The 15,575-nt window shown below is 37.6% G+C and carries 10 protein-coding genes; 5 read left to right on the plus strand and 5 right to left on the minus strand.

Annotated elements, in window-relative coordinates:
• Positions 1–115: 115 nt before the first annotated feature.
• The 3 genes from gatB/aspS to V8G61_RS02825 are packed head-to-tail and all read right to left on the minus strand — an operon-like array spanning position 116 to position 5,126.
• Positions 116–3,451, minus strand: a complete 3,336-nt coding sequence (gene gatB/aspS, locus V8G61_RS02815; protein WP_394873909.1) for a bifunctional amidotransferase subunit GatB/aspartate--tRNA ligase AspS — start codon at positions 3,449–3,451, stop codon at positions 116–118.
• Positions 3,451–4,851 carry an amidase family protein gene (locus tag V8G61_RS02820; protein ID WP_394873910.1) on the minus strand — a complete coding sequence of 467 codons (1,401 nt, stop codon included), beginning with the start codon at positions 4,849–4,851 and terminating at the stop codon, positions 3,451–3,453. Before V8G61_RS02820 ends, gatB/aspS begins: the two co-directional genes overlap by 1 nt.
• Before the next feature lie 2 nt (positions 4,852–4,853).
• The gene (locus V8G61_RS02825; protein WP_394873911.1) at positions 4,854–5,126 is read right to left on the minus strand and encodes a hypothetical protein; all 273 of its coding nucleotides are present in this window, start codon (positions 5,124–5,126) and stop codon (positions 4,854–4,856) included.
• Between the two features lie 561 nt (positions 5,127–5,687).
• Here V8G61_RS02825 and gyrB point away from each other — a divergent pair.
• Positions 5,688–7,637 (plus strand): DNA topoisomerase (ATP-hydrolyzing) subunit B, encoded by a 1,950-nt coding sequence (gene gyrB / locus V8G61_RS02830; RefSeq protein WP_394873912.1) that lies wholly within the window; start codon positions 5,688–5,690, stop codon positions 7,635–7,637.
• Positions 7,638–7,768: 131 nt separating this feature from the next.
• On the opposite strand, the gene V8G61_RS02835 is transcribed toward gyrB, so the two are convergent.
• Complete coding sequence (locus V8G61_RS02835) at positions 7,769–8,551, minus strand: membrane metalloprotease (RefSeq protein WP_394873913.1); 783 nt, start codon at positions 8,549–8,551, stop codon at positions 7,769–7,771.
• A 399-nt stretch (positions 8,552–8,950) separates the two neighbouring features.
• Between V8G61_RS02835 and V8G61_RS02840 the strand changes: the two genes are divergently transcribed.
• From V8G61_RS02840 to secDF, 4 genes are all read left to right on the plus strand, one after another.
• Complete coding sequence (locus V8G61_RS02840) at positions 8,951–9,991, plus strand: DUF6588 family protein (protein WP_394873914.1); 1,041 nt, start codon at positions 8,951–8,953, stop codon at positions 9,989–9,991.
• A 232-nt stretch (positions 9,992–10,223) separates the two neighbouring features.
• A complete protein-coding gene (mdh, locus tag V8G61_RS02845) occupies positions 10,224–11,150 on the plus strand; it encodes a malate dehydrogenase (protein ID WP_394873915.1) in 927 nt (308 codons plus the stop codon).
• Positions 11,151–11,223: 73 nt separating this feature from the next.
• The gene (locus V8G61_RS02850; RefSeq protein ID WP_394873916.1) at positions 11,224–11,838 is read left to right on the plus strand and encodes a hypothetical protein; all 615 of its coding nucleotides are present in this window, start codon (positions 11,224–11,226) and stop codon (positions 11,836–11,838) included.
• 178 nt (positions 11,839–12,016) lie between these two features.
• Positions 12,017–14,992, plus strand: coding sequence for a protein translocase subunit SecDF (secDF, locus tag V8G61_RS02855; RefSeq protein ID WP_394873917.1), 2,976 nt, complete (start codon positions 12,017–12,019; stop codon positions 14,990–14,992).
• An 81-nt stretch (positions 14,993–15,073) separates the two neighbouring features.
• Here the strand turns inward: secDF and V8G61_RS02860 are convergent, their stop codons facing one another.
• Positions 15,074–15,568 (minus strand): DUF192 domain-containing protein, encoded by a 495-nt coding sequence (locus V8G61_RS02860; RefSeq protein ID WP_394873918.1) that lies wholly within the window; start codon positions 15,566–15,568, stop codon positions 15,074–15,076.
• Positions 15,569–15,575: the final 7 nt, after the last annotated feature.

Consider the following 15,575-nt stretch of genomic DNA (forward strand, 5'->3'; position numbering starts at 1 on the left):
AAGTTTTTATAAAAGTTACCATATACTGTTAAAGTTTGTTTTTCCATTTATTTATAAATAAAAAAGCTTCAGAACGAACCGAAGCTATTTTAAAAATTAATAGGTATTGATGTCTTTATTTTTTGAGAATCGTGACATTCATCTCTTCAACTTTTTTAAGAGAAAGGGTTGAGGGCGCACCAAATAATAGATCTTCACTAGTTCCTGTTTTTGGAAAAGCCATCACTTCTCTGATGGATGCTTTTTTCTCAAGGATCATCATCAAGCGGTCGATACCCCAGGCAATTCCGCCATGTGGTGGTGCACCATAGTGAAATGCCTTGTACATGGTCCCAACACTTTTAAGCATGTCATCTTTCGAATATCCCATATTTCTGTAAGTGGCTTCTAAAATTTCCGGCTTGTGAGCCCGTACAGAACCACCTCCAATTTCGTAACCATTTAGGATCAGGTCATATTGTTGGGCAATTATATTGCCAATTTCCTTATCATCACCTCGCATATGCTTGTCAATATCTTTAACTGCAGGCATTGAGAATGGATTATGAGTAAACGTCCACCGACCTTCTTCAGTTCGTTCAAACATTGGAAAATCGATCACCCATGCCGGACGCAATTCCTTGGGGTTGATAAGTTTCAACATGGCCCCCAATTCCTGGCGAACCGCATCTAAAGCTTTGTTGGCAGTAGCATAATCAGCCGCAGAAAAGAATACAATATCACCAACCTGAGCTTGAGATTTTGCAATAATATTTGTGGCGATGTCTTCTCCTAAGAACTTGATAATTGGAGATTGTAATCCCTCTTTATTTACTATGATATAGGCTAAACCTCCAAGACCGTGTTCTTGCGCAATGCTCGTTAGTTTTTCGATTTGTCCTTTTGATAAACGTTTTTTACCTTGTTCTTCGGCAGTTACTTTGATGCATTTAACTATTCCTCCGGCATCGATAGGTTTGCTGAACACCTGAAATGTAGTGTCTTTTACAATTTCAGTAATATCGAGAAGCTTTAAACCAAAGCGTAAATCCGGACGGTCGCAACCATAATAATCCATCGCTTCCTTGTGCGTTAAAACCTCAAATGGTTTAAGCTGCCATTTGTTGCCGTATACCGTTGTTACGACTTCATTGAACATCTTGGTGTTCAGATCGATGATCTGCTCCATACTCGCGAAGGCCATTTCGAGATCCAGTTGCGTAAACTCCGGTTGTCGATCACCACGAGAATCTTCATCTCTGAAACAGCGTGCGATCTGGAAATATTTTTCATAGCCACTCACCATGAGCATTTGTTTGAACTGCTGGGGTGCCTGTGGCAAGGTGTAAAAGGCTCCGGATTGTTTACGTGTGGGTACAATAAATTCGCGCGCGCCCTCGTCAGTTCCTGCACTCAAGATTGGTGTTTCAATCTCCAGAAAATCGGCACGATCCAGAACATCTCGTAGTAACTTAATCACCTTGTGGCGGTTTACAATAGCACGACGTACATCAGGATTCCTATGATCTAAAAACTTATATTGGAATCGTGTGTTTTCGTTCGTTTTTGTAGCCCTTTTTATTTCGAATGGCAATGTTCGGGAAAGGTTCAATATATCCAAACTTACGGCCTCTAATTCGATAGTTCCGGTTCGTAACGCTTTGTTATAATCATCAGCTTTTCTTTGAACAACTGTTCCGGAAACCATAATGACCGATTCGGGTTTCAACTTCACTAATTCGTCTAAATTGGGAAAGGATTCCCGACTTAAACGCACCTGAAAAATTTCATTGCTCGAATCTCGTAAGTCAATAAAAATAAGCTCGCCGTGGTCTCTGACACTAGATACCCAACCAGATAGGGTTACCTCCTGTTCAATGCTTTCTTCAGACAGTTGTGAAGCGAGATGTGTCCGATAGCTGTCTTTAATAACCATAGGAATTTCCGGAAGGATTTCTTCAGGTTTTACTGTGGATTTTATGTTTTTGATCTTGGGCTTTTCTGTTGAAATCTGATCCGTAGCAGGTAAGGATCTTTCTCCAGATAGATCTGCGATAATACGTTCACGGATCACTTTACCCGGTGCGCCTTTGCCAATGATACCAATAACTTTTCCAACTAAAATACCGGCTTTACCATGGTTTCCTGCGGCAACTTCGTCAGCTATTACCCTATTTTCAGAGATTACCTGTTGGATAGCATTCTCGATTGTGGCATCCGAAATACTATGTCCCTCAAAGTACGCCTTGTAGTCGAATTCAGGGTTTTTTATTAATTCGCTAAAGGCATGTTGTGCCAGAACAGCAGTAATGGTCTCAGCTTTGAAGCGCTGGAAAATATCAATAAAATCCGATGGGTTTTGAATTTTATCGTAATCTTCAGGTTTTATATTGTTTGCCAATGTTTTGGCAACATATGACGGATCTTGAATGGCTTCATTAAAAGTCATGAAGGTTTTAGATCGAAGCGCATCCGCAGTAAAAAACTTGGCATCTTGTGGTAAAACACCGCCATTGATCAGGATAGACTCCACGGCAAAAGGAAGGGTAGATGTGTCTACTTGTATAGCATCCACGGCCTCCTTGATCGTAACAAAAGGTAAATCCGGTTCACGGATAAATCTATAATCCGCTTCGTATTCCTTTTTACGCATGGTTCTGGTTTGCTTCAAATCGGCATCAAATAATACGGTGGTTTGATCCGGTCTAAAAGTTTTATTCTCCAGATAATAATCCAGTTGCTTTTCAACCTCTTCCTTTAGAGCCTCCACCATAAACTTGAAAGAGTTCAGGTTTTTAATTTCGGTACGTGGATTTAAATTGTAGCTATGTTTTTTTCGAAGTGAGATCGAAACATCCGATTTAAATTCCCCTTTTTCCAAATTGGCTTCAGACACCCCTAAATTCTGAACGATTCGTTGAATGTATTGTGCATAGATCGATGCATCTTCAATATGGCGAATACAGGGTTCGGTGACAATTTCAATTAATGGTACCCCGGCCTTATTAAAATCGACTAAAGAGTTGTTTTTTTCATGAAGTAACTTGGCGGCATCTTCTTCAATATGAACCTGTGTTAAATTCACTGTAAACTGCGACCCATCATTTCTAAAGCAAGATACTTGTCCGTCAGGAATAATAGGATTATGAAACTGTGTGATCTGAATATTTTTAGGGTTGTCCGGATACTCATAGTGTTTCCGGTCCCAGGAAATGATCTCATTTTCAAACGACGATTTTACCGCCTTTCCAAAATAAATGGCTTTCGTGATCGCCTCCTTGTTAATGGCTGGTAAAACACCCATTTGCCCTGTACATACAGAACAGATATTGGTATTCGGTTCGTCTGTTTCCGTATTGGCACATGAACAAAATAATTTTGTTTTCGTGTTTAATCTCACGTGGGTTTCTAAACCGATAACGAGCTCCAAATCGTGGGCTTTCAGTGCCTTGTCAATTGCTTCTAACTCCATTACAATAGTGTTTTTAAAGTGTTAGCAAATTGCAATACAAGGGCGTCCTTAGTTTTTGCCGCTGTGATCTGTAAACCGGTCTCTGTGCCTTGAGGAATGGTTAAGGTTGGTAATTGGCCTAAACTGAATCCTACGGTATAAGCGTCTGACAAATACATCGCCAAAGGATCTTTTAAACTGTCACCAATTTTAGGAGGCGTATTTGGTGTAACCGGTGATAAAATAATATCAACTGCTTTAAAATCAGATTCGAAGTTAGCCGAAATGGCATCACGCAACTCTAATCCTTTTAGGTAAATGGCGTCACTAAAGCCCTGTGATAATACCTGATTACCGCCTACAATACGACGTTTACTTTCTTCTGAAAAGTTTTCAGACCGGGTCACAGCATAGGATTCTTTTAATGAATCCGCTTCAATACGATTGCCATAGTTTGTGCCGTCCAAACGTGAGAGGTTCGACGCTGTTTCAGCCATTGCGAGCGTATAATAGGTTGAAACCAAAGTTTCGGAATCAAAGAAATCTAAGGCTTTTACTTCTATTTTTTTAGCTTCTAAGATTTCGATAATTTTTAAAAAATCAGCCTTTATCTGAGGATTAATGGCATCACTTTCGATAAAGTTTTTAAAATATCCTACGGTTTTTACAGTATTTTCTTTTGAAATTATTTCCTCGCTTATAGGTGTCGATTCGAAAGTTGTTTGATCCTTAACGTCTTTACCGCTCATGGCGTTAAGCACGATACGGATATCTTCAATCGATTTTGCAATGGGTCCAACACAATCCGTAGATGAGGCGTAGGCCATCAAACCATAACGGGAAATACGTCCGTAGCTTGGTTTAAAGCCAAAAACACCGTTATATCCGGCTGGCTGACGAATGGAGCCTCCGGTATCACCACCAATAGAGAATACAGTAAAATCTTTGGCGACATTTACAGCAGAGCCTCCGCTAGAACCACCACCCACCAAATCTGGATTTTTGGCATTTTTCACAGCACCAAAAATGGTATTCTCGCTTGAAGAACCATGGCCAAAGCTATCGCAGTTTTCTTTTACAATAGGAATAGCGCCCAGGTCCAATAATTTTTGAATAGCTGTGGCCGTATAAGCCGATTTGTAGTTTTGTAATAATTTCGAACTCGCCGTGGCATAAGTGCCTTGCAGCATGTATACATCCTTAATTCCAAAGGGAATGCCTTCCAAGATTCCTATGGTTTCACCATTAGAAATTTTAGCATCAACTTTGGCAGCAAGAGCCAAAGCATAATCAGGTAGCAAAGTATTTACGGTATGATGCGTGTTAGCAGCTAGTGCATCCAATTTGTCCTGAATCAGTGCGGTGCAGGACACGTCTTTATTCACCAATTGTCGATGAATTTTTAATATTTGAGACTCCATGATTATTCTTCAATAACTTTTGAAACAACTAAATAACCATCCTTCTCTTTAGGAAAATTCTCTTTGATGATTTCCTTCTCAATGTCAGAACTCGCCACGACCACATCTGCTCTTAGGTCATTTATAGACACAGGATTATTATGATTATTATTAAAAGAGGTGTTATTATTATTTGTTTGGGCGTTTTTAATAACGTCAAATAATTTGTTCACGGCCGCACTCGGCTTTGCTCCTTTAATACTCGACAATACGTCGACTGTCATCATCTTACTCATGTCTTTTTTCAGTGTTAAATTCTAATTTTAATAAGGGGGTAAAATTACGAAAGTTTTTAAGGAGTAAACAACTTATCACTTCTAAAAATAAAACAGATTATGGTCTTTTGAATATGAAATACAAATGGTTACATAATTATGAATTTAACACATGAATCCTTAAGAATTTTGTGGATTAACGGCTTTTTGGTAAGGTTTTAAAACTAAGTTTACGAATTGTGGTATTTTTAAAGGAAAAAAAACTTTTTTTTAGCAGAATTTGATGCTTTTTTGGGTCCATTTTTAATGGTTGATAAATGCTTAGAAGCGATTTAAGCAATTTGTTAAAAAATACCAATCGAGTAAGTCTTTAAAATTAAGTAAAATTCATTTTAAGGCCCTTTTTAGCTGTTTTAAGGCACTTTTAAGTAATTAACAAATGTTGATAATTATCTTAAAGATGCGATAAAAAGCTTTAAAAAGGCATTATAAATTCTTATATTTGTTTGTATTCAAAAGGATGCTAGATGGCATCTTTTTTTTTGATGAAAGCAAACTAAATTTTAAGATAAAATATAAAAGATGAGCGAACCCAAAGAAGAATTTAACAAGCATAATTACTCTGCTGATAGTATTCAGGCTTTAGAAGGTATGGAACATGTGCGCATGCGTCCATCCATGTATATTGGTGATGTCGGTACACGTGGATTACACCACCTTGTTTATGAGGTTGTTGACAACTCCATAGATGAAGCGCTGGCTGGCCATTGTAACAAAATTACGGTAACCATTAACGAAGACAACTCCATTACCACTGAAGATGATGGACGAGGCATCCCGGTAGATCTTCATAAAAAAGAAGGCGTTTCTGCTCTGGAAGTTGTAATGACCAAAATTGGAGCTGGAGGGAAGTTTGACAAAGATTCCTATAAAGTATCAGGTGGATTGCACGGTGTTGGTGTAAGTTGTGTTAATGCCTTATCAGAGCATTTAAGAGCAACGGTATACAGAAACGGAACTGTTTGGGAACAGGAATATGAGCGCGGAAAACCTTTATATCCTGTAAAAGCTATTGGTGAAACCGACCTGCGTGGAACCGTAGTGACCTTTAAACCAGACGCTACTATTTTTACCCAAACCCTGGAGTATAGTTACGATACATTAGCAAGTAGAATGCGTGAACTGGCTTACTTGAATAAAGGTATAACCATTCATTTGGTAGATAAACGTCATAAAAAAGATGATGGTTCGTTTGAAGGAGAAACCTTTTATTCTGAAGAAGGTTTAAAGGAATTTATCAAGTATTTAGATGGTAACCGAGAACCTTTAATGCGCGATGTTATTGCCTTTGAAGGGGAGAAAAATGGTGTGCCTGTTGAGGTGGCTATGGTTTACAATACTTCTTACGCTGAAAATCTTCATTCCTACGTAAACAATATTAACACGCATGAAGGAGGAACACATTTATCTGGATTTCGTCGTGGTTTAACACATACGCTTAAAAAATATGCCGATGAATCCGGTATGTTGGATAAATTGAAATTCGACATTGCGGGAGACGACTTTAGAGAAGGTTTAACAGCTATCGTTTCGGTAAAAGTAGCCGAGCCACAATTCGAAGGTCAGACAAAAACCAAATTAGGTAACCGTGAAGTTTCCGCATCTGTGAGTCAGGCAGTATCAGAAATGCTTACCGATTATTTAGAAGAACATCCGGATGATGCTAAAATCATTGTTCAAAAAGTGATTCTTGCTGCTCAAGCACGCCACGCAGCTCAAAAGGCGCGTGAAATGGTTCAGCGTAAAACTGTGATGAGTATTGGTGGATTACCAGGGAAATTAAGTGACTGTTCCGAACAAGATCCGTCTCTTTGTGAAGTATTTCTTGTAGAGGGTGATTCCGCAGGTGGAACAGCCAAGGCAGGGCGTGATAGAAAGTTTCAGGCGATTCTTCCGCTTCGCGGGAAAATATTAAATGTAGAAAAGGCGATGACCCACAAGGTTTTTGAAAATGAGGAGATCCGAAATATTTTCACAGCCTTAGGTGTTACTATAGGAACTGAGGAAGATAGTAAAGCTTTGAACTTATCGAAATTGCGCTATCACAAGATTGTAATTATGTGTGATGCTGATATCGATGGATCTCATATTGCAACCTTAATTTTAACCTTCTTCTTCAGATATATGAAGGAACTTATTGAAGCCGGTCATGTTTATATTGCTACGCCGCCTTTGTACCTCGTGAAGAAAGGTAATAAAAAGCAATATGCCTGGAGTGATAAAGAACGAGATAAGATTAACGAAGAATTTGGTGGAAGTGCCGGAATTCAGCGTTATAAAGGTTTGGGTGAAATGAACGCTGGACAACTTTGGGATACTACCATGGATCCTGAGTTTAGAACTTTAAGACAAGTAAATATCGATAATGGAACGGAAGCTGATAGAATTTTCTCAATGCTTATGGGAGATGAGGTTCCACCACGTCGTGAGTTTATTGAGAAGAATGCTATTTATGCGAATATCGATGTGTAATTTAAATTAGAATAAAAAATAAAAGGCTGTCTATTCCAAGACAGCCTTTTTTATTCATTTTAAAGATGGATTTAGTTAAAATCGTCTTTGACGTTTTATTTAACAATTTCCGAGTCTTTTTTGGTTTAATATTATTTACCCCCGTTAGCCTGCAGATCGGCTATACATTGTGCATCAAAATCCGGAGGTGCATTCATATTAGCGAAGTCGGCAACACCTATAGCTGATTCGGTAGCCCAATACATTAAACAGGTATCAACCGTGCAATGTTTTGGGTGCTCTAGATCTTCATGGTCGGTTTGCATGGATGATCCTAAGTTCACCAAACCGAAAATATGACCAAATTCATGAAAAATAACGGTAGACTCCAATAGCGTTTGACTAGGCTCAAAGTTTCCGCCACTAAAGCTTTGCAATGTCTTCTCATAAATTACAAACGAGGTATTCCAATAAGCCGTCCCTAAAATAACGGTTCTATTATCAGAAGAATCGCTATCTGATTTTCCATCCGAAAAATAGGCCCAAACGGCAATGGTATCACCATCGTTATAGTACTGGCGGTTATCGCGTTCAATTTGAGCGATATCTTGAATAGTGTAAACATCCTTTCCTGGAGATGGTATCGAACGTTTTTCAACTGTAATACCTCCAGGCTTATAGATGCGTTGTTGTAATAAATTCAAGAAATTGGTCTCTGTAGCAGGGTCAGGAGCATAACCTTCAACATAAACCAACTCTATAATCATACTTGTAAATTTATCATCTGAAAGTAGATCATTCGCCGAACTTCCAGTTGTTTGTCTGTTAAGTGCTTTATTTATGAACGTAGTATCCTGGCTGTTTATCGGTTCATCATTGGAACAACTATAAACTACAGTGATAAATGAAAAAATAATTAAGAGTTTACGTTTCATTTGGGTTTTGTTTTTTAAACATCTGCCTACGAGGTGATCAGCTGTTTTTTTATCCATAACATGTACGTAATTATTATGTTTGTGGTTTCAATTCAATTAATAACAACGTTAAATTAGCGTTACTATTATTGTGTAAAGATATAGAATTTTTGAGAAGCTCGAATCCACCCTTTTATTCGTCAAAATAGTATTAACCGATATTATGAGGTGAATCCTCAGGACGAAAATTCCACCATACAGATAATTAATACAACACTTGGGCTAACCCCAAATGTGAGTGTAAGAGCAAAATTTTAAGTTTAACCTGATAAAAACATCGGTAAAATGCATTTTTTTTCGATTAAATGTTGTTTTGTATGAAATTTTTACTATGTTTGTATCTCCAAATCTATGTTATAAATGAAAAAGTTATGTTTATTTTCGTTGCTTTGTTTGGCAACACTTTCCTCAAAAGCTCAGGATATTGATGCTTTATTAGCTGCCGGAGTAGATAATGCAGAGCGATTTGCTAATGATTATCTCTCACCAGCAACCGATGGATTGATTCATAGTATGAATGCCGGTTGGTTCAATACTGCGGATGCAAAACCTTTGGGCGGATTTGAAATTTCCTTAATCGCGAATGCGGCTGTTTTTAAAGATGAGCATAAGTCGTTTTTAATGGATATGGCCGATTATAATAGTCCGGATCAAGATTTTACAGTGACCTTTGACGATCCTTCGGATCCTTCTGGTGCAAAAATGGTGGCTTCAGCGTTGGGTGATAATAACCAGAATATAGATATTATCGTGACCTACGATGATCCAATTCTGGGAGAACAACAGGAAACCATTACCCTTCCAGGTGGCATCGGTAATAGTACCGGAAACTTGTTACCCACAGCCTTTATTCAAGGGGCTATTGGACTAGTTAAAGGAATTGAAGTAAAAGCCCGTTTCATACCATCGATTAAAACAGATGATGTTTCGATTAAAATGTATGGTGCTGGGATACAAATGGAATTTACCAAATGGTTACCTGCAGATAAATTATTGCCTGTTGCAATTTCTGGTTTGGTGGCTTATACTCATTTAGATGGAAAGTATAATCTTACTGATTCCTCAGGTATTAGTGGTAATGATCAACGATTAGAGACAGGTACCAATACCGTTCTATTACAACTTATAGCCTCAACCAAATTACCAGTTATTAATTTCTATGGTGGATTGGGGTATATATCGGGAAAATCAAATTCTGATTTGTTAGGTAGTTATACCGTAAATAACGGCCCCTTGTTTCAGCAAACCATTACAGATCCGTTTTCGGTATCCAGTAAAGTTTCAGCTGTGAGAGGAACCATTGGAACAAAATTAAAACTGAGTTTCTTCAGATTGAACGCAGAGTATCATATTTCAGATTACAATGCATTTTCAGTCGGAGTTAATTTCGGTTTCAGATAAAAAATTTAGTTTTTAATTTTCATTAATAGTGATTATTAGTTTTAGTTAGTTTAGTTATTGTTACTTATTAAAAGGTACAGGATTTTATCTTGTGCCTTTTTTTATTTAACGCTTATTAATTCGTAATTTTGCGTGACTTTCATTGTTTTATACAGCCATTTGCTAGTTATCTTTAAACAATGAATATGTTACCAATTAAGCAAGTTTAATCAAAACATATAAAAATTATCTTATGAAAGTTACCGTTGTAGGCGCAGGAGCAGTTGGCGCCAGTTGTGCAGAGTATATTGCCTTTAAAAATTTCGCTTCCGAGGTTGTGTTATTAGATATTAAAGAAGGTTATGCCGAAGGAAAAGCCATGGATTTAATGCAGTGTGCCTCTTTAAATGGTTTTGATACCAAAATTACTGGAGTAACTAACGATTACAGTAAGACAGCCGATAGTGATATTTGTGTTATTACATCAGGGATCCCAAGAAAACCAGGTATGACACGTGAAGAGCTCATTGGAATAAATGCAGGTATCGTAAAGGATGTGTCCTCGAACCTCATCAAAAACTCGCCGAACGCAGTTATTATTGTGGTGAGTAATCCAATGGATACCATGACCTATTTGGTGCACAAAACATCGGATCTTCCAAAAAATAAAATTATTGGGATGGGTGGTGCTTTGGATTCCGCTCGTTTTAAATACCGCTTAGCGGAAGCTTTAGATGCCCCTATTAGTGATGTAGATGGTATGGTGATTGGAGGTCATAGTGATACCGGAATGGTGCCTTTAACCTCGCACGCGACCAGAAACAGTATTAAAGTTTCTGAATTTTTAAGTGAAGACCGATTGAATCAGGTTGCTGAAGACACCAAAGTTGGAGGTGCAACTCTAACCAAATTATTAGGAACCTCTGCTTGGTACGCTCCAGGAGCTGCGGTAAGTGGCTTAGTGCAGGCCATCGCCTGTGATCAAAAGAAAATGTTCCCTTGTTCTACCTTTTTAGAGGGTGAATATGGGCTTAATGATATTTGTATTGGTGTGCCTGTGATTTTAGGTAAAAATGGTATTGAAAAGATTGTTGATGTACCGTTAAGCGAAGCTGAAAAAGCACATATGCAGGCTAGTGCGGAAGGCGTGCGTAAAACCAACGGTTTATTAGACGTATAGATCACTTTTGAACACCTTGTAATATTTAACTAAAGACTGTAGAAATACAGTCTTTATTTTTTATATTTGGCCCATGCGTTTAAAAAGCTACATTTTAATTGTATTGTTGGCCTTTATTGGTGTGTTGTCTCAACACAAAAATGAAGTACCCAATCAGGAAATTGTACTTCAATTTCATAATGACGCTATTTATTCAGATGATGCCCGTATAACGATCGATAATATCAAGGCTCAATTAAAGCTTCTAGGTGTTAGCAATATTCGTTTAAAAGATCAGAAAAATGGTATTCTAAGGATCTGTTATTACAGTGATAAAGATGTTGATGTTATTAAAAAAACCTTCTCTGATGAACCAGATTTAGATTTTGACATCGCCGCATCTTCCGAGAATCAGTTACCTTCTGATGTTCCGGTCAAGGATCAAACGCTGTCTTATAAGCTTGATATTTTTGAAATTCAAAAAAAGGGGCCTAATCATTCAGATCTGAACGGTGTTTCTATTTCAGTTTTAAAGTTGAAAACAGATTCTTATTTTGAACAAAATAAATTCTATGGAACATATTACGATGGTTCCTGTAATATGACCTCATACGGTATTAAGCCTCTTAAACCAGCTTTTTATGTTGCTACTTTTCAGCAACATTTGCCTCAAAAAACACCTCAGGTTCGGGCCGGACCCCTTACTTAAATCAGGGTCTCCTTAGCAGCGTATTTGTGTTGATAAACTTCTAAACAGACCTTAAAGAACTATCTAGTCAACACCATAAAAAACAACATTTTAATTTACATTTAAATTTTGTCAAATCGTGGCGTAAATTCTATATTTGCCCGTTTTAAAAAAAACATTTGACTCAAAAGATATAACAATGCAAAACAAAGGATTAGTAAAATTATTCGCTATTATGTTTGGTTTGGTAAGTATCTATCAATTGTCATTCACCTTCAAAACGAATGCTATTGAAGATAATGCTGAACAACAAGCAATTAATTCAATCCCCGATTCAGAAACTAATTATCGGGAAAAGCGCAGCCAAGAAGAGGCACGGTATTTAGACTCGATTGCCAACGATACGGTATTCAATATAGGAATCGCAAAATATACCTTTAATCAGGTTAAAGAAAAGGCCATGCCTTTAGGTTTAGACCTTAAAGGCGGGGTTAGTGTTACGCTTCAGATTTCTGTAAAAGATATTTTAGTAGCCTTAGCCAATCGCACAACAAACCCTGTATTCAATAAGGCGTTGGATGATGCCAGTGAGATCCAAAAAAATAGTCAAAACACGTATTTGGAAGACTTTTTTGCCGCCTTTGATAAAATCAAAGGAGATACGAAATTAGCATCACCTGATATTTTTTACACCAAAGCATTAGACGGTGAAATAAACGGAACGATGTCTGATGATGAGGTAAAACAAGTTATTGAACAAAAGGTTGACGAGTCTATTGTATCAGCTTTTGAAGTATTAAGAAAACGTATTGATGAATTTGGTGTTACCCAACCCACCATTCAGCGATTGGGAACCTCTGGACGTATTCTTGTTGAATTACCTGGAGTAAAGGATAAAGAACGTGCGATTCGTTTATTACAGAATACAGCACAGCTTGAATTCTGGGAAGTTAATAAAAATCAAGCATTATATACCTTCTTAAATCAAGCCAATGAGGCTTTAAAAGATATTGTTGGAGACCAGGGTGATGAAAAGACCGAAGAGTCTCAGGACATTGAGGATGCCGATCAGGATTCAACTATTGATGAACTCTTGGGTGAAGCTGCTACAGATTCAACGACGGTTAAACCTGAAAATAATCCATTAACAAGTTTATTGTTTCAATCCCCAAATCCTTCAGCTATTGCTATGATTAATGAGAAGGATAAAGAAAAGGTAAAACGATATTTAAACATGGCACCAATCCGTGCTTTGCTCGCTCCGGAGCAACGTTATACTAAATTTGCTTTCGGGAAATCTCAAAGTGATAGCGAGCTTATTAATTTGTATGCCTTGGTAGGGAATCGAGATGACGTTCCTGAATTAAGTGGTTCTGTTATTGTTGATGCCCGTCAGGCATTTGGTCAAACTAATCAACCGGAAGTGTCCATGCAGATGAATGCAAAAGGCGCAAAGATTTGGGAAGAAATGACTACGAAAGCCTATAATGATAAAGGCTATATCGCGATTGTTCTAGATGATATTGTTTATTCTGCACCAGGTGTTACCAATGGTCCAATTAGCGGAGGTAACTCATCTATTTCAGGTGATTTCTCTTTAAATGAAGCTATAGATTTAGCGAACGTTTTACGTGCAGGTAAATTACCGGCTTCAGCGGATATTATTCAAAGTGAGGTGGTAGGACCGTCTTTAGGACAGGAATCTATAGACAGTGGTACGAAGTCATTCTTAATTGCTTTAGTATTGGTGTTATTATGGATGATTATGTACTATGGCAAATCTGGTGGTTTCGCTGATATTGCCATGATTTTTAATATCCTACTCATTTTTGGAGTGCTTTCCGGCTTGGGCGCCGTACTTACACTTCCAGGCATTGCAGGTATTGTATTAACAATAGGTATGTCCGTGGATGCGAATGTTCTTATCTATGAGCGTATTAGGGAGGAGCTGATTAAAGGTAAAGGTCAGCGTGAATCGGTTAACGATGGTTTCAGTAATGCCTTATCATCAATTTTAGATGCTAACATTACTACCGGCCTTACGGCATTAATCCTTTTCATTTTTGGTTCCGGGCCTATTAAAGGATTCGCTACAACCTTACTAATTGGTATAGGTACATCCTTATTTACAGCTATTTTTATAACCAGATTATTAATTGACTGGTACGTTAATAAAGGTGGTAACCTGACCTTTACTACCGCTGTAACCAAAAATCTTTTCAAAAATATCAATGTGAATTTCTTGAATAAGCGCAAGGTAGCCTATATTGTTTCAGGTTCTATGATCCTTGTTAGTTTAGGATCATTATTTACAAACGGACTAGATCAGGGTGTTGATTTTGTTGGGGGTAGAACCTATCAGGTTCGTTTTGCACAGGATGTGAGTCCAACTGAAATTCAAGCGGAATTAGTAGATGTTTTTGGTAGTGCTGAGGTAAAAACTTTTGGTACAGCAAATCAATTGAAAATTACGACCAAGTATAAAGTAAATGAAGCCGGAAGTGAGGTTGACGAGGAGATCAGAAGCGAATTGTTTTCTGCCCTACAGCCGTATTTAGAAGGGGTTACTTACGATGATTTTATTAGCGATTCAGATACTAAAACGGTTGGACTTTTAAAGTACGATAAAGTAACACCAACCATTGCCGATGATATTAAACAACAATCGATTTGGGCTGTTTTTGGGTCATTAATCGTTGTGTTCTTATATATCTTATTACGTTTTAAACGTTGGCAATTCTCATTAGGTGCTGTGACAGCCGTATTCCATGACGTATTAATTACTTTAGGAATATTCTCGCTTACGTACAAGTTTATGCCATTTAACATGGAAATTGATCAGGCGTTTATTGCTGCGATCCTGACTGTGATTGGTTATTCTCTTAACGATACCGTTGTGGTATTCGATAGGATTCGTGAGTTTTATAACGAACACAGTAAATGGCCTTTTAATAAGGTTATAAACCTGTCTTTAAGCAGTACCTTGAGTAGAACCTTAAACACCTCACTCACTACTTTAGTCGTATTATTGGCTATATTTATTTTTGGTGGCGATTCCATTCGAGGGTTTATGTTCGCCTTAATTGTGGGTGTCATCGTAGGTACATACTCATCGTTGTTTATTGCAACACCAATTATGTACGATTCTGTAAAGGAAAAAGAAGATAAAAAATAAAGGACTGGACTAACTAAATTGTTCGTAAAAGCCTGTCAGCATCTGAGTTGACAGGCTTTTTTTTATGATGAAGGAACAATTTTATTCTTTTTTGAAGGCAATAGAATCACCCTTCGAAAGGTTCCAGCTGTCTGCTAAACCACCGTTAACTTCCAAAACATATTTGGCTGGTCCTTCTGATGGTAGTGACCCTTGATTAAATGGTTTGGCGTTTTTTTGAATACTTACCACTTTTTGTTGTGCATCTAAAAAGATAATATCCAATGGTATTTCCGTATTTTTCATGTAGAAGGATCGAGGTGCTTCATCTTCAAAAATAAAAAGCATGCCACGATCAGTTTTCATAGTAGGACGATACATCATACCCGTTTCTCTTTCATATTCGGTATCGGCAATTTCGATATTTAAATGAATAGTCAAGCTGTCTTTTGTGAATAGGGTTAATGAACCTTCTTTTTTAAACGTGATTTTGGTTTGTTCAACCACTTTCGGTTTATGTTTACAAGATATATTCAGACTTAAACTTAAAGCCCCTAATAGTATTAAAGATGAACGGATTGCTTTTTTAGCCAGCATAGCTTTT

The organism is Gaetbulibacter sp. M240, assembly GCF_043876815.1.
Lineage (GTDB): Bacteria > Bacteroidota > Bacteroidia > Flavobacteriales > Flavobacteriaceae > Gaetbulibacter_A.